Source organism: Paenibacillus sp. LjRoot56 (assembly GCF_964253335.1).
In the GTDB taxonomy this organism is placed as follows: Bacteria; Bacillota; Bacilli; order Paenibacillales; family NBRC-103111; genus Paenibacillus_E; species Paenibacillus_E allorhizoplanae.
Genome location: NZ_CAXURV020000001.1, coordinates 2,059,654 through 2,077,061 on the forward strand (window position 1 = coordinate 2,059,654; position 17,408 = coordinate 2,077,061).

Sequence of the window (17,408 nt, forward strand, 5' to 3'; positions counted from 1 at the left end):
AACGACAACGCTTATCTATGATGACATCCTCAAGTGGGATTTGTTATGGATAAGCGTTTCTTCATCATTTTAAGCGAAAATTAATCCAAGCTTCAGGTAACCGCGGGTCAATAAGAGTACAATGGGGGGAACACCACAAATTCGAGATTGAAGATCGGAGTGATTTTTGTGAAATTGCTTAAAAGCTTTGTACAAGGATTCCTTTTTGCTTTCATCTCCATCGGTGCTCTCCCTTTCTTACTGGTGAAAATTCTTTTAGAACAACTGTAAAACGCCATCCTTACTTTTGAGAGGGGCAGCCATGTGCTGCTCCTTTTTTGCATTGTATCCCCTTCCTCAAATGGCAAATTGTTCGTTGTATATCTCCCTCGCATCGACCATATACTCTTAAGAGGAGGATGCATAGATGGAAGGAGTGAGCACATGGAACTGTTTGCAATTGCCCTAATCAATGTCGAGGAATCCTATGTACGTTCGCTAAGCGCACAGGTGAAGCAAGCGCTGCAGCATTTACATATTGCCCAAAATGGGTTAACGGCTACCTACACTTGGTGTGAAACACGTGCTTTTATTTATGTGGAAGCGGAAGCAGGAAGTGTGATCCACGATCCACATATTCATGAGGCTGAAGTACGAGCTTGCCTAGCTGAAGTGTTGGCGAGCCACATTGTAGCGGACAAGGAATCCAGCATTTTACGTAACTTGATCACCAAGGATTTTAAATATGAAAAGCAGTCAGACATCGAAGCCATCGAAGGTTACTGTAAGCAATCCTTGATCCAAGAGAGTGAGCTGGAAGGGTTGCCGCTGATGAATAGTAGCCCAAGTAGGCTTCGTCGTATTCAATTACTCAAGGAACAGATAAACGCATTACTCGAGGAGAATCCGCAGATTAGCTTAGATGGCTTCCTCAAATTTCGCATTCAGGAGTATAGGGAAGAACTAAGGGAAATTGCGGAATATGCGATTGATGAGTTTATGATGGACCGCCAGTATCAGGAATTTATTTCGCTTCTACAATATTTCGTCTACATTCAAGAGGCTAAGATACCCGCAGCGCATCTCATTCATAAAGGCGGCCACGAATTCGTCATTCTGAATGATCGGATGGAACCCATTGATGCGAATGAATTCGATGCCAGCTTTCGAATGGAGATGTTGGAGAAGGACATCAATTTCGAGGATATGATTGTAAGCACACTGATCACGGTCTCACCGGCTAACATTTACATTCATACTCGGGATCCTGAATTAACGATTATCAAGACGATAGGGCAAATCTTCGAAGACCGCACATCGGTGTGCAGTTATTGCCGCACGTGTGACCTTTATCTTGGAGATGCCAAAAAGCAGGATCAACTATCCCCTTGACCTTGCCCCTCTCGCCATTTATAATAGTGAACGAAGGCGTTAGTATCAAAGACAAGAACTTTCTGTATGAACTGCTCAGAGAGAGGAGACCAGGCTGCAATCTCCTTCAGCGAATCGGATTGTTTACCCCTTTGTAGCCGTATTGTGGAATTCGACCTGACCTGCAGGTACGATACTATACAGTACCGGAATCATTCCCGTTAACGAATGCTGATGAGGATTCGACTTTCCCTTTGGGTTAGAGCGAATCGAACTAGGGTGGAACCACGAGCTGAGCGCACTCGTCCCTTTATGGGATGAAGTGTGCTTTTTTGCGTTCAATTCACTATTCACTTACACAATTAGGAGGCAGGGAAGATGGTTGTTCAAGTAAAATTACCAGATGGCGCAGTGAGAGAGTATGCAGTGGGGACGACGATTGAGCAAGTGGCCGAGTCCATTTCATCCGGTCTGAAGAAAAATGCAGTGGGTGGTAAAGTAAACGGGAAATCCGTAGATTTATCCTTCGCTTTGAATCATGATGTTGATGTTGAAATTTTAACGCTGGATAGCGAAGCGGGATTAGAAATGTACCGTCATAGCACAGCACATTTGATGGCACAAGCGATCAAGCGTATTTATGGCAATAAAGCAGTTAAGCTCGGAATCGGTCCTGTAATTGAGGACGGCTTCTATTATGATATCGATTTGGAAACACCATTGAATCCTGAAGATTTGATCAAAATCGAGAAGGAAATGGAGCGCATCTCAAACGAAAATTTGGCGATAACGCGCCGCGTTGTTTCCCGTGAGGAAGCGATTCGTATTTTCACAGAGATGGAAGATCCGTTTAAGCTAGAATTGATCCGTGATTTACCGGAAGATTCCGTTCTTACGATCTATGACCAAGGTGAATTCTTTGACCTCTGCCGCGGACCGCATTTGCCGTCAACAGGACGCATTAAAGCATTCAAATTGTTGAGTGTTGCTGGTGCTTACTGGCGTGGAGATGCGAAAAACAAAATGCTGCAACGCATCTACGGGACTGCGTTCCCTAAGAAAGCTCAACTGGATGAGCATTTGCACTTGCTTGAAGAGGCGAAGAAGCGTGACCACCGTAAACTAGGCCGCGAACTCAAAATGTTCGCATTCTCACGTGAAGTTGGTCAAGGTCTACCGCTTTGGCTGCCAAACGGTGCGAAACTAAGACGCACAATGGAGCGCTATATCGTTGATTTGGAAGAGCGTCTAGGCTACCAACACGTATACACACCTGTACTTGCTAATGTTGAGTTATACAAAACTTCGGGACACTGGGATCACTACAGTGAAGATATGTTCCCGAAAATGGTCATGGACAATGAAGAACTTGTCCTTCGTCCGATGAACTGTCCTCACCATATGATGGTTTATAAGAGTGATATGCGCAGCTACCGTGATCTTCCTGTTCGGATTGCTGAGCTGGGCACGATGCACCGGTATGAAATGTCAGGCGCTTTGACTGGTTTGCACCGCGTTCGTGCAATGACATTGAATGACGCCCACATCTTCTGCCGTTTGGATCAAATTAAAGAAGAGTTCTCCCGCGTTGTTACATTGATCCGTCAAGTGTACGCGGATTTCGGAATTACTGACTATCGTTTCCGTCTTTCCTATCGTGATCCGAAGGATACAGAGAAATACTTCCAGGATGATGAAATGTGGGAAACTTCCCAACGCATGCTTCGTGAGGTTGTGGAAGAGCTTGGTTTGCCTTTCTTTGAAGCAGAAGGTGAAGCAGCATTCTATGGTCCTAAATTAGATGTTCAAATCAAGACAGCGTTGAAAAAGGAAGAAACGCTTTCAACTGCGCAAATCGACTTCCTATTGCCTGAACGCTTCCAGCTTGAATACACAGGGGAAGATGGTCAGAAACACCGTCCAGTCGTGATCCATAGAGGAATCATCTCCACAATGGAGCGTATGACAGCCTTCTTGCTGGAGAATTTCGCTGGCGCGTTGCCAACATGGTTAATGCCAACCCAAGCGAAAGTTATTCCTGTATCGCCTGCATTTGAAGAATTCTCCAATCAGGTGACAGACCGACTTCGAGAAGCTGGTATTCGCGTTGAAGCGGATAATCGGAATGAGAAATTAGGCTACAAAATCAGGGAAGCCCAGCTGGAGAAAATTCCTTTCATGCTCGTTGTTGGTGAAAACGAAGTGAAGAATGACAGCTTGTCCATCCGTAAACGCGGTCAAGGGGATCTAGGTACACAGCCGATTGATCAAGTTATCAGCATGATTCAAGAAGAAATTAAAAACAAACTGTAACTCCTATTTGTTCCATAAGAAGCAGAGAAGTGCTAGTCACTTCTCTGCTTTTTTACGTTCCCAAAAATCCTTTGCGATGTGAATAAGTGGTTTAAAGTTGTGAATAAGTGGTTAAAAGAAGGACATGTTAAACAGTGAGTCTATATCTGGAGGTTTAGTGATGAAAGGAAATGGAAAGCCTACATTAGTAGGGGGAGGCTTAAAACGATGAAAATAACCGATACTTCGAAGCAATCCAAGTGGATTTTGGCATGGATGGTGCTTACCGTTATGGTCGTGCTTTTCGGAGAAGAGGCTAGCTATCAAGGGAACTATAGGGCGGCAAATACCGATACCCATATACGAGATCAGCGGGACAATCAAGCAGGTGCAGTGATGCCGGTTGCACGCCCTGTTGCACAGGAACATCAACAACAAGCGAGTTACCGCTTTATTCCCAACTTGGATTCTGATTTATCCAAATATACGGCAGTTGAAGTGACAGCGACCGGGTATTCTGCGGGTAAAGAATCAACAGGAAAGACTCCGGACCATCCTACTTATGGAATTACGTATTCTGGGATTAGAGTCATGCGTGATGATAAGGCATTATCGACGATCGCAGCAGACACTAAGGTGTTCCCGTTAGGTACCGTACTGTTTATTCCGGGTTACGGTTACGGGGTTGTTGCAGATACAGGAAGTGCGATTAAAGGGAAGAAAATTGATCTGTATTTCAATACGAAGGACCAGGTTTACAAAGAATGGGGTAAAAAGACGGTCAAAGTCTTCGTGGTGAAAAAGGGGAATGGCAAAGTCACAGAGGTTATTTGGAAGCAGCTTAAGGATGAAATACTTGCTCCAGCCAAAGCGCTGTAAGATTCGATTTTGTTAAAAAGAAATTCATAAAAAATCCTGTATGGGAAAAGATACTCATACAGGAGGTGATTGACATGGCAAAGAACAAGAACAACAAGAAAGCAGCGCAAGACGCTGAATTTGCTACTGAAGTAGCGGTACCTAATAAGCAGCAACAAAACAACACACAAAACCAAAATAAATAACAAATAGCGTTGTTGAAAAGACGGAGACCCGAAAGGGTCTCCGTTTTTAATTCTTTTCAAGGCCTTCTATATTCGATATAATGTAACAAAAACTAACATTTTGTTCCTTTTGGGAGGAGTTCCGGTTGCGCATGTGGACGGATTCAAAGCAGAGAGCTTGGTTCTACGGTTTTGTACTTATTGGTATGCTTGTAAATGTATTCGCTTTATTTTCTGCTTCGAAATGGGTTGCCGTAGTTAGTGTCGCTGTTTTTATCTTACTGGGTGTAGGTGCATTACTGAGTTCAAGAGAATCTGGTAAGGAGCAAGAACAAGGGGCACTCCATCACGAAGAACAATTCCGTACGTTTATTCAAGAATCTCAGGTCGTTGCGGATCGACTAGCAGCGGCAGTAGAAGAAGTCAATCGATCTATTGGACATCTCCTTCAAATTGCGGATGCATCCATCCAAGGAGAAGAGGAGTTGAAGGGGAGAAGCCAACATGCCGCTGGACAGCTCCAAGAAGCCTTTGCTGCAATTCAGCAAGTTGCAGCAGCTGCGGATCAGATTCTGGATTCGTCGTTACATATGCATCGTGAAAGTGAACAAACCAAAGATACGGTAGTGGACGTCTGCCGCTCCTTGAATACTACAGATGAAGTCATGAACGATTTACATGTAAATAATGATACGATGCAGAAGAAAATTCAAGATTTGACCGAGCATACATCGAAAATTGAAGAGATCAATACGTTCATAACGGAGGTCGTTGCCCAAACATCATTGCTTGCTTTGAATGCATCTATTGAAGCGGCTAGAGCCGGTGAACATGGAAGAGGCTTCTCTGTGGTAGCACAAGAGATTAAGAAGCTAGCAGCACAAAGCCATGAAGCCGTTCAGAAGTCTTCCGAGCTTCTTGCTGATATTGAAAGTGGTGTTGCTCAAGTTGTCGCCGCAGTAGCTGAAGAGAAAGCTTCTGTGACACACGGGATTGATGAGATGAAGGTGATGAAAGGCAAGATCGATACGATCTTTTCATTAATTCTGCATGTGAACAGTCTAGTGGCAAGTACGACTAGTTCAACGAAGCACCAATCCTCTCTGGTTACAGGAACGAGAACATCCCTAGGGGAAGTCGTCGATTTGATGAATGAGACAATGTCGAGTGTTGAGCATACGCTGGATCAAATGAAGAAGCAGCGGCACGAGGTTTCGAGATTGCAACATATTAATCAGAATTTAGATCGTTCTTCCGCTGAGCTGATCACGGCCATACAAGCTGTTGGCATGAAGAGCAAGCAGGGAACTATTCATGTCAACATTGAAGAAATGAAGCAATTATTGAATGCGCTTGTTCGCGTACCTGACATCAAATCGTTGGTCGAAGATAAGCATGCCTCGCATTTACATGGGATTTTGAAGAAAACAGCAGGGATAGAAGCGATATGGTCGAACCGCGGAGATGGAACCTTCATCTACTCTCAGCCAGAAGCAGGGCTAGTGAATGCAAAGGGGAGAGAATGGTGGAAGCGTGCAATGGCAGGTGAGTTCTTCATTTCGGATGAGTACGTGTCAGCTATTACGAAAAAACCATGCATTACGTTGTCGAAATCCGTTATAGATGACATGGGAACGCCTATTGGTGTCGTCGGAATTGATTTAGTGTTAAATTAATAGTTCTCAAACCACTCTTTTTAGTGTAAAATAAGATTACTGTTATAAATCTTGACACGGAGAGATAGGTGATGGAACATGCTGCAAGCATTACGATCGGATGGTATGCCCTTAAGACCAACAAGGAAAGCTGCGGAGGTACTTCCCTTCTTGGAGGCTTTTATTACGCGGAAAGAGCAGCAAGCTCGGGAAATTGAGCAGGTTGTTGAGCGATATGAAGTGAAGAGAATGAAAGAAGAACGGGCTTATCAAACCATGTCATCTTTTCGACGCATGTTATCTGGTAAGAAGCCTGATCATCATCTTGCTGTTGAATATATTCATTATGTGAAGAAACCTATGGAGCAGGTAAGAAAGCTCCGTGCCGAAATCGAGCAAGCTAGACAAATAATGAATGATTCTAAGCCTGGCGACGATATTACGTTCCCAGAGGAATTTGAAGACATATTCTCATCATAAAATAAAGAAGAGGACACTGCGTGTGCGGTGTCCTCTTCTTTATTATTATTGGTTATTCTTCAAGTGTTGTAGGTCCAAGAATCCTTCTTCTTGGCTATATGCTGGAACCCCATGCGAGCCAACATCTAGGCCAATCAACTCTTCGTCGCGACTCACGCGTAAAGGAACGATAAGCTTAATGAGCTTTAAGAAAACCCAAGTGATGAAGAAACCCCATACACAGACAGTGACAAGACCAAGTGCTTGAACACCTAGGAGGTGGAAGCCTCCGCCGTAGAATAATCCAGCTGTTCCTTCGCGGATCGCATCCGGCTTCGCACATAAGCCAACAGCGAGAGTGCCTATACTTCCGCTGATCCCATGTACAGGGAAAGCGCCAACGGGGTCATCAATCTGTCTAGCTTCCAGCATTTCCGTTGCGTAGACCATGGCAATCCCGCAGATCGCACCAATACAGATCGCTGCTGCATCACTGACGAATGAGCAACCTGCAGTTATTCCGACGAGTCCGGCGAGTGCACCATTAATCACCATGGGCGGGTCCGCTTTGCGATAACGCATCATAGTAAACAGAATGCAGGCCGCACAACCGGCTGCGGCGGATAGCATCGTGGTAACCGCGATGTGCCCGATCGATGTATTGGTAGCGCTTAACGTACTCCCAGAGTTAAAACCAAACCAACCGAACCACAAGATAAATGCGCCTACAGAGGCTAGTGGCAAATTAGACGGGGGGACAATGTTAGCTTTACCATCGGCAGAGAATTTACCAATTCGCGGACCGATGATTATGGCTGCGGCGAGTGCGGAGAAACCGCCAAGTCCGTGGATGACAGCTGATCCAGCGAAATCAACCATGCCCAGCTTGCCGAGCCAACCACCAACACCCCAAACCCAATGGCCAGCAATGGGATAGATTAATCCGGTCATGGCTATCGTGTAAAGAATATAAGCGCGAAAATTGATGCGTTCTGCTACAGCTCCGGATACAATTGAAATGACGGCGATAACAAAAGCACATTGGAATAACCAATAGGTATCATGTGAGATTGTCAACGCGATGTGTGATAAATCTCCGCCCATAAAGAAGCCAGTTGTACCTAGAATGCCTCCGATGTCTTTACCGTACATAAGTGCAAATCCAAAAAAGTAAAAAATAAGCGCACCGAATGAGATATCGACAAATACTTTCATGATAATACTTACGGCATTCTTTTGTCTGACAAACCCTGCTTCTAGTAAGGCGAAGCCACCTTCCATTAATAAAATCATGGCAGCAGTCAATACGACCCAAATTGTGTCCAGGCCAGAAGTAAGTTGTTGGATTTGATCCATTCCTGTAATCTCTCCTTATAATACTTGCGTTCTCAGCCCAATTATACGGTTCTGATGATAAGCATGTCAACGGAATGCGTAAGATTACATAACATCTCTAGTGAAATGTTCGTCTTATACGACATCCATGTTAGGTTTTCTTGTGTGGCTTTTGAAATATCGGTCTTGAGGCGGAGATCGCCTTCAATCTAACGTCTCTTTTCATTCCACCTTGTATCTTATAAACTAGAGTTATCTTAACAACGCTTTACACAAATGGAGGAAGAACGTATGAATCCGCATATGTTTCAAAGAATGATTTGGGGGCTAGTACTCGTATCCGCGGGAACACTCTTTTTACTAAATCAATTAGGAATTATTCAAATTGATATCGGTTATTTAGTGTCTACGTATTGGCCTGCGATTCTGATTTTTTATGGGCTCATTGGCTTTGTCTCACAGAGAAAGTATCATTGGGGTGGATCCATAGGCAGCTTGATGATGTGCGGCGTAGGAACCATATTTCTCTTGAAAAATCTAAATGTAACCGACCTTTCTATTGGAGAAATGTTTAAATTCCTTGCGCCGGTTGCTTTAATACTTTTTGGTTTAAATGTGATTTTTAAACCGGGTAAGAAAGAGTCGCCGGAGTGGCCTTCCATTAAAAAAGCAAAAGATGAAGAAAGACAAGCTCGGCGAGAAGCGAATCGAGCACGACATTCCCACTATAAGAAACAATGGGAGTCGGGAAATTGGAACGCGTCAGGTGATCTTTCCAGCAATTCGAAAGAACACATGGATCATACTTCAGCGGGTAGCATGAAACATGGCCTTACTGCTGAAGAAAAGGAAGTACTGAAGGATATCCATGGCACGTATCCAAAGGACGAGGAACACGGTGAATGGACGGACCCTCAACAGCACCAACAAAAATATGATGGCTTCGTTCGTAATTTTGATTCAGGTAATGTTCTACACCGTCATGGTTTTATTGGCGATGTTCACCTTGGCCAAGAGGCTTGGGAATTAAAGCCTATTCAGATCTCTCACTTTATTGGTGATTCGGTTATCGATCTTACGCGGGCTTCAATTCCACGTGGTGAAACAACGATTCATGTTACGGCTTTTATTGGCGATGTGAAGATTTTCATCCCGAACGATATGGATGTTGAGGTTCGTGTCATGGCAAGCTCCTTTATTGGAGATATGAAGGTTCTTGATCGGCGTGAAAGTGGTTTTCTGCGCAACATCAGAACGCAAACCTCACATTATGAAGAAGCGGAACATAAAATTGTCGTAACAACAAGTATGTTTATTGGCGATATTACCATTAAAAAGATAGGTTAAGGATGGAGCATGTACAAATTGCGAATGTTCAATATGAAGTGGCAGCTGCTGAATTACTTTCTAATCTCGAGCGTAGTAACGGTTTCAGGTATTTATATCGTACTTGAATATTACGAGAAGGAACTGAGTTCTTGGGAGTTCCGTTTGTGGTTCGCTTTCGCGATTCTTGTAGTGAGCTTGTCCGTAGGTTTCATTGCCACCAGAAGATGGCAGCGCAAGGTAGACGAGCTTCACGTCGCGATGCTGGAATTGTCAAAAGGGAATTTCTCTGTTCGAATTGATATGGAGCCAGTAGAGCCTTTCTTGTACTTGTATGATGCTTTTAACAGCATGGCAACTTCGATTGAAGAGCGCGTGCAGTTGATGCAAAAGTTAGGGGAAGCCGAAGCGATTCGGGATCAGGAGCTGACAGAGAGTGCTGTGATGGAGGAAAGACGCAGGCTTGCGAGAGATCTCCATGATACAGTGAGCCAAGAGCTATTCGCGATCCATATGTCGGCTTCCTCACTTCCCAAAATATTAGAAAGAAACCCAGCGGCTGCACCTGCGCTAATGAACCAGCTCATTGAGATGTCTCATCATGCTCAGAAGCAGATGAGGGGCCTCATTTCACAACTACGACCCATCGAATTAAAAGATATGAGCCTACAGGAAGCCTTGGAGAAATGGTTCCCGGAATATTGCCGGACCCATGAACTTCAGGGTCAACTTGATGTTTCACTGCCTGAAATTATTTCGGAGGCGATTGAACATCAGTTTTTCCTCATTATTCAAGAAGGACTTGCGAATGTCATTAAACATGCCTCGGCCAAACAGGTTCGATTGGCAATCTACGAAAGAGAACATCAATATGTGCTGCAATTGCAGGACGATGGTCAAGGTTTTGAACGAAGAGATATTCCTTCTGCTTCCCACGGCCTGTCAACCATGAGAGAACGAGCACAAAAGCTGGGCGGAGAAGTGGAGATTGATAGTAAATTAGGCTCAGGAACTCGCGTGCGCGTTCGTATTCCGCGATTTTCAGGGCATTCTGGGGGAAAACAAGAATGAATCCGAACATTAAAGTAATGATTGTGGACGATCACGACATGGTACGAGTGGGATTGCGTACTTACATTTCATTGGAGCCTGGTTTAGAAGTAGTGGGGGAAGCGTCAAATGGTCAATCTGCTTTTGATCAGTTGAAGGAAGAAAGCCTTCCATCACTGCCTGATGTCATTTTAATGGATTTAACGATGCCCGTGTTGGATGGGATTGGTGCTACGAAGCTAATTTGTGATGAGTTTCCACAGATAAAAGTAATTATGCTGACCTCCTTTCTGGAGGAAGCCAAGGTGCTGGAAGCTGTTGAATCCGGAGCTATCAGCTATATGTTGAAGACGGTTTCTTCCGATCAGTTGATTCATGCGATTCAGAGTGCCTACCGCGGCATGCCAGTCATGAATGCTGAAGTGTCGCAAGCCTTGACTAGAGGTATTAGACAGCGGAGTGAATTACCGGAACAGGAGGGGCTAACAGCTCGGGAACGTGAAGTACTCCTCTTAATTGCCGAAGGGAGAAGCAATAAGGATATTTCCGAAGAGCTTTTTATTAGTATCAAAACAGTTAAAACACACGTTAGCAACTTGTTGATGAAGTGTGAGCTTGACGATCGGACACAATTAGCGATATTCGCGCATCGAAAAGGATGGGTTTAACAGCACAAACAAATTGAGGGACTATCGCACATAAAAACGTCAATTTGGCACATTCTATGCGTAAGTAAAATAATATGAGCGCTTAAGGAGTGTCCAATCGCTATGAAACCACTAACTTCCTCACTGGAGCAGGTACAGGAAACATTTGATAAGGTGCGTGCCCAGCTAGAACAATTTGATTTTAACTTAGGTGGCGGTTGGGATTATGACCATGGCTACTTCGATCGTTCGCTGGATGAGGCGAATAAAGTTTGGTTGCGAATTCCCGTTCAAGTCGTCACGGGCAGAATTGAAGGCGATGTGGAAGCGACGGATGCCGTCGTTGAGGTCGGTACTCCTTTTGTTCTGAAACATGTCTATAATGAAGGATTAGATCCTGAAGCTGACGTGGAGACAGCCGGAGCTTTGGTCGATCAGTTCCAAACACCGCTGGATTCCGATGCGGGGATCGAGGATAAATGGGTAAAAGAAGCTGCAAACGTATTAAAATCAGTTGAAAAAGCATGGATTCATTAATTTATGTCCTATTTTTACCTCCATTTTATTGATTTTTAATATTCGTTTAAGGTTGTGAGTGCATGATAGACACATAGAGAACAACAAGATCCTTCAGATGAACATGCACTTATAACTTTAATTATGGAGGTAAGACCCATGGATGAAAATAAAAAAGACTACAGCGACTTTTTCAAGCCGCAGAATAATGATAACAACGAGCAGGAGCAATCCCGCGGTAATGATGGGCAAGAGCCTAACAAAGAAAGACCTTCCTACTATTACTCCTATGGGCCTTACAAATCTGCTTTTAATGAAGAAAGTGAAGGTCAATCCTTAACAACGTCTTCTACAAGTTCGGAAGGTACTTCGAATGTAGAAGTAACACCGCCTAAGACGTTACGTCCTTTCAGCTTTGGTTCAGACAATACTCCTCAAGGTCCAGCGGCATGGGATCCTAATGCGAAGAAGCGTTCTTCTGTAAAAAGTGTCTTTGCAGCATTCATGGCAGGAGCCCTCGTTGTCAGTGCGTTGATGTTTACAGCGGACAAAACGAACTTGTTTTCAGGTAACCAACCACTAGCTTCTGGATCAAGTTCAGCGACAACCGTGGCAAGCAGCTCGAATAGTAATGGCGGTGAAGTGAAGAATGCTGCTCTTGATGTTGTTCGCCCGGGTAATATTGCCGCGATCGCTCAAAATGCAGGTCCTGCCATTGTAAAGGTTGAATCACTTGTTAAGCCGAAGACAACGAGTCGCAGCAATGGAGGAAACTCGCTGTTCGATGATCCATTCTTCCGTCAGTTCTTTGGTGATAATGGTGGTGGTCAAACGACACCTAAGAGTGGTCAAAATGACACGGGGAGCGGACAGTTGCAACCTGCTGGTATGGGAACTGGCTTTATTTTCGAAAAGACAGGATATATCCTGACAAATGAGCATGTGGTTGACGGTGCGGATGAAATTCAAATCACGGTAGAAGGCTATGATAAGCCGTTTAAAGCGAAATTGCTGGGTAACAGCTATGATTTAGATTTGGCCGTACTCAAAATTGAGGGCGAGAAAGATTTCCCGATCCTTCCTCTTGGTAAAGCGGATGACGTAAACGTAGGTGATTGGGTTGTTGCGATTGGTAACCCTTACGGATTCGACCACACAGTAACCGTTGGTGTACTTAGTGCGAAAGAACGTCCAATTAGTATCCCTGATGAGAAAGGGACGCGTGAGTATAAACATTTGCTACAAACAGATGCTTCCATTAACCCTGGTAACTCAGGTGGTCCTCTCTTGAACCTTAACGGTGAAGTTATTGGGATCAACACAGCGGTAAGTTCACAAGCGCAAGGGATTGGTTTTGCGATTCCGACTAGCACAATTTCTTCTGTACTAGATAACTTGAAGAATAATGTTACGATTCCGAAAGAGCCTGTTCCTTACCTTGGTGTTGGTCTGCAAGATATCGGTCAAGATTGGGTGAGTGAATTGAAGCTTCCTAACACAGATGGCGCTTTGGTTGGAAGTGTTCAACGTAAGAGCCCCGCATTCACAGCAGGCTTGCGTCAATATGATGTGATCGTTGATTTGAATGGCACCAAAATCAAGAACTCACAAGAGTTGATTACGAAGGTTCAAGGAACGAAAGTTGGCGACAAAGTAACGCTGGGCATTATTCGTGATGGCAAGCGTACAGAAGTCCCAGTTACGGTAGGAGACAAAAATACACTTGCTGAGACACCAGCTCAGTAAGCCCTAAGCACTTAATTGAAGGGAAGTAGAGTCCGCGGCCTCAAGCTTGCAGGCTCTGCTTCTTTTTGCTAGGCAGTAATTTTGCTACAATAGAAGGTAGAATGGGGGCGGACCAATGAGAGAGAATATTATGGTTATTGATGATGATGAGAAAATCACATCCATGTTGAGACGTGGACTAGCATTTGAGGGCTATTTGGTTACGACAGCTGCTAACGGTTTAGAAGGTCTCAAGCAAATGCTGGTGACTGAGCCGCAGCTTATTATTTTGGACGTCATGATGCCGCACATCGATGGGTGGGAAGTTGTTCGTCGAATTCGTGAAAGCGGCAGCGAAGTGCCAATTCTGATGTTGACTGCTAAGGACGATATTAGTGATCGTGTCAAAGGTTTGGATTTGGGTGCTGATGATTATTTGGTCAAGCCCTTTGCTTTGGAAGAGCTGCTTGCGAGAGTGCGAGTATTACTACGTCGAAGAACGGAACGACCTGAACAGATGAACAATCGGCTCAGCTTTGAAGATGCTGTACTGGATTTAGATACACGGGAGGTTTTCCGTGGCGAGAAGCTGATTGAATTAACGACGAAAGAGTTCGATTTATTGCATCTCTTCATGCAGAATCCGAAGCGAGTGCTGTCGAGGGATATTATCATGGAGAAGATTTGGGGTTACGATTACAGCGGTGAGTCCAATGTCTTAGAGGTTTACATAGCTTTGTTACGCCAGAAAACAGAAGAATTTGGCCATAAACGTTTGATTCAAACGGTCCGAGGAGCAGGCTATGTATTGAGAGGGGAAAATTAAGATGTCGCTTCGCCTGCGGCTTACGCTATGGTATTCAGGCATATTGGCTATCACGATGCTGCTTTTTGGCATTGTTCTCTATTTCTTCTTGAACTATTTCCTTTATGATCAAATTCGTCAAGATGTGAAAAGAGAGGCTGTCAACAGCTCCACTCGTATTCAGAAAAGCATTGCTCTTTCTCAGAAAGGGCTAGTTGTTGATCTTGAATTAGAAAGCAGAGATTTCTATTCCACCAATACTTTTTTACAATTATATAATATCGCGCTAAAAAGTTTTAACCGATCACAGAATTTACAATATTATGATCAGACGCTGCCTATTGGCCAATCGACAATCGATAAACTGCAACGCCAAGTAGATAAACTTGAAGATGAGATTGGTTATTTTGAGAAGACGAAAATTCTTAATCAGGATTTTCTGATCTACCATCTAGGCCTAACAGATAATAAAGCACATCTCATTGGCATTCTGCAATCAGCTGTGCCGATCGGCAGTTACGAGAGAACGGCTGTCACGCTGCGTTATACGCTTATCATTTGGGCTATTTTAACGATTATCGTCGCTGCCTCCTTGGGTTGGTTCTTGGCACGTAAGGCATTAAAACCAATTGAGCGAGTTATAGATGCTGCGAATCAAATCGAAAGCGGAGACGATCTTGAGAAACGGATTCACTACGATGGACCTCTAGATGAAATAGGCCGATTGACGAATACAATCAATGGCATGCTTGCCCGTATTCAAATTACGTATGTGGAATTAGATGAGGCCTACCGCGCACAGCGACGATTTGTATCGGATGCTTCACATGAGCTTAGAACTCCACTAACAACGATTCGTGGCAATGTGGATTTATTGGAGAAAATGTGGAAGCAAACATCGGGGACCAAAGAATTAGCTACGCCGGATCAGGTTCAAATGTCCTTGGAAGCTATGCACGATATTGCCGGGGAAGCGCAACGAATGAGCAGATTAGTCAATGATTTACTCGCCCTTGCGAGGGCTGATGCGGGTGTTCTTATGGAGAAACATCCGATTGAGTTCAAGCCGCTAGTTCACGAAGTCGTTAGGAGAGCACAGCTGCTCGAGCATACGGCTGAATGGCAAGTGGGGAATCTGGATGCGCTCGAAGATGCCATGGTTCAAGGAAACCGAGATTACCTGCAGCAATTGTTGTTCATCTTTATTGAAAATGCTTTTAAATATACACCTATGGGTTCAGTAACCATTGAGGCGATACGCAGAAACAGCTTTATTGGCATACGGATCTCAGATACTGGCATAGGGATGGATAAAGAAGATATTCCTCATATTTTCGATCGGTTCTATCGCGCGGATTTGTCCAGAGGGGTTACGACGGGTACAGGACTTGGTTTATCTATTGCCAAATGGATCATTGATGAACATGACGGGTCTGTTGAAGTCACCACTCGGAAGGACGAGGGAAGTACCTTTTTAATCTGGCTGCCAGCAAACTTCCCTCATGCCATATAATCAGATATAATTAGAAGAAATACAACGGTTTAGGTAGGTGGAACAGATGGAAGTTGTTCGAATATCCCCCAGAGGTTACTGTTATGGGGTTGTTGATGCTATGGCGCTCGCTATGCAAACTGCTAAAAATTTAAATCTTCCCAGACCTATATATATCTTAGGCATGATTGTTCATAATGCGCATGTGACCGATTTCTTCAAAGAGGAAGGAGTCATCACGCTGGATGGCGAGAATCGCCTTGAGATTTTGCAGCAAGTGGAGACAGGGACTGTTATTTTCACTGCACATGGGGTTTCTCCTGAGGTAAGACGTTTGGCGCGTGACAAAGGACTTACTGTTGTAGACGCAACATGTCCAGATGTAACGAAGACGCATGATTTAATTCGTGAAAAAGTAGCAGACGGTTATGACATTATTTATATCGGGAAAAAGGGGCATCCAGAGCCAGAAGGAGCTATTGGCGTAGCACCAGATCATGTACATTTGATTGAGAAGCTGGAAGAGGCTGAGCTCCTTAATCTGAAGTCGAATCGAATCATCATTACGAATCAAACCACGATGAGTCAGTGGGATATTAAACATATTATGAATCGGTTATTAACGCTTTTCCCGAAAGCTGAAATTCATAATGAAATTTGCTTAGCAACGCAGGTTCGTCAAGAAGCCGTCGCGGAGCAGGCAAAAGAAGTGGATCTGGTCATTGTCGTTGGGGATCCGAAAAGCAACAATTCGAACCGCTTGGCTCAGGTTTCACAAGAGATCGCTGGTGTAATGGCTTACCGTATCTCAGACGTTTCTGAATTAAACAGAGAATGGTTGGCGAATGTACGTAAAGTAGGTGTAACATCAGGGGCTTCAACGCCCACACCGATCACTAAAGAGGTCATTACCTATTTAGAAAATTACGATGCGAAAGATGAAACCAGTTGGGAAATAAAACGTACTATTAATATGAAGAAACTAATTCCCCCTGTTAAATCCAAAGCAGCAAGTACCGTGTAATTCCTGCTTATTCCACTCGACGGGATTGAAACTAGCATGCAAAGTACTCAGAAGGTGAAAATGATGAAAGCTCGCTACGATTGGAAAAGTACTAAACGTTGGTTCAAATTCAAATATTTACTTCTTTTACGTGCCAAGGGCGGTCCTTCCATGGTAGCAAGAGGTTTTTCGATTGGTCTATTCGTTGAGATGTTCACATTACCGACTGCAGGGTTTGCGTTTGTTCTTATCTTTCCATTGGTTTACCTACTGAGAGCAAACTTGCCTGCGGCTTTAATTGGCTTTGTGTTCGGTAAAGTCATCTATATACCTTTTTCCATTCTTAATAAGCAGGTCGGGGAATATTTAGTGCCGAAGCATTTTAAGATCTATCTGATCCACCATCTACCGCATCTCCTCTCTAATATTATTCGTAGCGGATTGGATTTAATTGTCGGTGGGATGGTCGTTGGTCTTTTCCTTGGTATTATTGCTTATTTCCCAGTCGTGCTCCTGCTCAAGTACCACACGAATCGCCGTAAAGAAAAACGTAGAATACGTAAAGATCAGTTAGCTCCTAGTGAATCAAAAGAATAGGTAATAAATTAGCGCTTGACGAATTCTCGTCAAGCGTTGTATATTTACTTTAGTGGTTAAAAGCATAAAAGCGTAGAAGCGAACAAGCGTTGAAGCATGTTAGTGGACTGATA

Annotated in this window: 15 protein-coding genes; 14 read left to right on the top strand and 1 reads right to left on the bottom strand. The window is 44.0% G+C overall.

The genetic code is table 11. From position 1 onward, the window contains the following. Window positions 1-423: 423 nt before the first annotated feature. From ACSQ8O_RS09240 to ACSQ8O_RS09260, 5 genes are all read left to right on the top strand, one after another. Window positions 424-1,371, top strand: a complete 948-nt coding sequence (locus ACSQ8O_RS09240; protein ID WP_436241316.1) for a putative sporulation protein YtxC — start codon at window positions 424-426, stop codon at window positions 1,369-1,371. A 357-nt stretch (window positions 1,372-1,728) separates the two neighbouring features. After that, complete coding sequence (gene thrS / locus ACSQ8O_RS09245; protein ID WP_056609491.1) at window positions 1,729-3,663, top strand: threonine--tRNA ligase; 1,935 nt, start codon at window positions 1,729-1,731, stop codon at window positions 3,661-3,663. Window positions 3,664-3,870: 207 nt separating this feature from the next. After that, a complete protein-coding gene (locus tag ACSQ8O_RS09250) occupies window positions 3,871-4,521 on the top strand; it encodes a 3D domain-containing protein (RefSeq protein ID WP_436241317.1) in 651 nt (216 codons plus the stop codon). Between the two features lie 316 nt (window positions 4,522-4,837). After that, complete coding sequence (locus ACSQ8O_RS09255; RefSeq protein ID WP_436241318.1) at window positions 4,838-6,361, top strand: methyl-accepting chemotaxis protein; 1,524 nt, start codon at window positions 4,838-4,840, stop codon at window positions 6,359-6,361. A gap of 78 nt (window positions 6,362-6,439) precedes the next feature. Beyond that, window positions 6,440-6,820 (top strand): hypothetical protein, encoded by a 381-nt coding sequence (locus tag ACSQ8O_RS09260; RefSeq protein WP_436241319.1) that lies wholly within the window; start codon window positions 6,440-6,442, stop codon window positions 6,818-6,820. A 45-nt stretch (window positions 6,821-6,865) separates the two neighbouring features. Here ACSQ8O_RS09260 and ACSQ8O_RS09265 read toward each other — a convergent pair whose 3' ends face one another. Further along, window positions 6,866-8,155 carry an ammonium transporter gene (locus tag ACSQ8O_RS09265; protein ID WP_436241320.1) on the bottom strand — a complete coding sequence of 430 codons (1,290 nt, stop codon included), beginning with the start codon at window positions 8,153-8,155 and terminating at the stop codon, window positions 6,866-6,868. A 282-nt stretch (window positions 8,156-8,437) separates the two neighbouring features. Between ACSQ8O_RS09265 and liaF the strand changes: the two genes are divergently transcribed. The 9 genes from liaF to ACSQ8O_RS09310 all read left to right on the top strand — a co-directional run bounded on the left by liaF (window position 8,438) and on the right by ACSQ8O_RS09310 (window position 17,295). Then, window positions 8,438-9,481 carry a cell wall-active antibiotics response protein LiaF gene (gene liaF / locus ACSQ8O_RS09270; protein WP_436241321.1) on the top strand — a complete coding sequence of 348 codons (1,044 nt, stop codon included), beginning with the start codon at window positions 8,438-8,440 and terminating at the stop codon, window positions 9,479-9,481. Window positions 9,482-9,490: 9 nt separating this feature from the next. Next, on the top strand, window positions 9,491-10,531 hold the full coding sequence (locus tag ACSQ8O_RS09275) for a HAMP domain-containing sensor histidine kinase (RefSeq protein ID WP_436241322.1): 1,041 nt from the start codon (window positions 9,491-9,493) through the stop codon (window positions 10,529-10,531). Then, on the top strand, window positions 10,528-11,178 hold the full coding sequence (locus ACSQ8O_RS09280; protein ID WP_436241323.1) for a response regulator transcription factor: 651 nt from the start codon (window positions 10,528-10,530) through the stop codon (window positions 11,176-11,178). The genes ACSQ8O_RS09275 and ACSQ8O_RS09280 overlap by 4 nt, the downstream gene beginning before the upstream one ends. 102 nt (window positions 11,179-11,280) lie before the next feature. After that, window positions 11,281-11,694, top strand: coding sequence for a YugN family protein (locus ACSQ8O_RS09285; protein ID WP_436241324.1), 414 nt, complete (start codon window positions 11,281-11,283; stop codon window positions 11,692-11,694). Window positions 11,695-11,832: 138 nt separating this feature from the next. Then, the gene (locus ACSQ8O_RS09290; protein ID WP_436241325.1) at window positions 11,833-13,419 is read left to right on the top strand and encodes a S1C family serine protease; all 1,587 of its coding nucleotides are present in this window, start codon (window positions 11,833-11,835) and stop codon (window positions 13,417-13,419) included. A gap of 115 nt (window positions 13,420-13,534) precedes the next feature. Next, window positions 13,535-14,224 (top strand): response regulator transcription factor, encoded by a 690-nt coding sequence (locus tag ACSQ8O_RS09295; RefSeq protein WP_056609510.1) that lies wholly within the window; start codon window positions 13,535-13,537, stop codon window positions 14,222-14,224. Window position 14,225: 1 nt separating this feature from the next. Beyond that, a complete protein-coding gene (locus ACSQ8O_RS09300) occupies window positions 14,226-15,716 on the top strand; it encodes a sensor histidine kinase (RefSeq protein ID WP_436241326.1) in 1,491 nt (496 codons plus the stop codon). Between the two features lie 46 nt (window positions 15,717-15,762). After that, window positions 15,763-16,719 carry a 4-hydroxy-3-methylbut-2-enyl diphosphate reductase gene (locus ACSQ8O_RS09305; RefSeq protein ID WP_436241327.1) on the top strand — a complete coding sequence of 319 codons (957 nt, stop codon included), beginning with the start codon at window positions 15,763-15,765 and terminating at the stop codon, window positions 16,717-16,719. Between the two features lie 36 nt (window positions 16,720-16,755). Then, window positions 16,756-17,295, top strand: a complete 540-nt coding sequence (locus ACSQ8O_RS09310; protein WP_436241328.1) for a DUF2062 domain-containing protein — start codon at window positions 16,756-16,758, stop codon at window positions 17,293-17,295. Window positions 17,296-17,408: the final 113 nt, after the last annotated feature.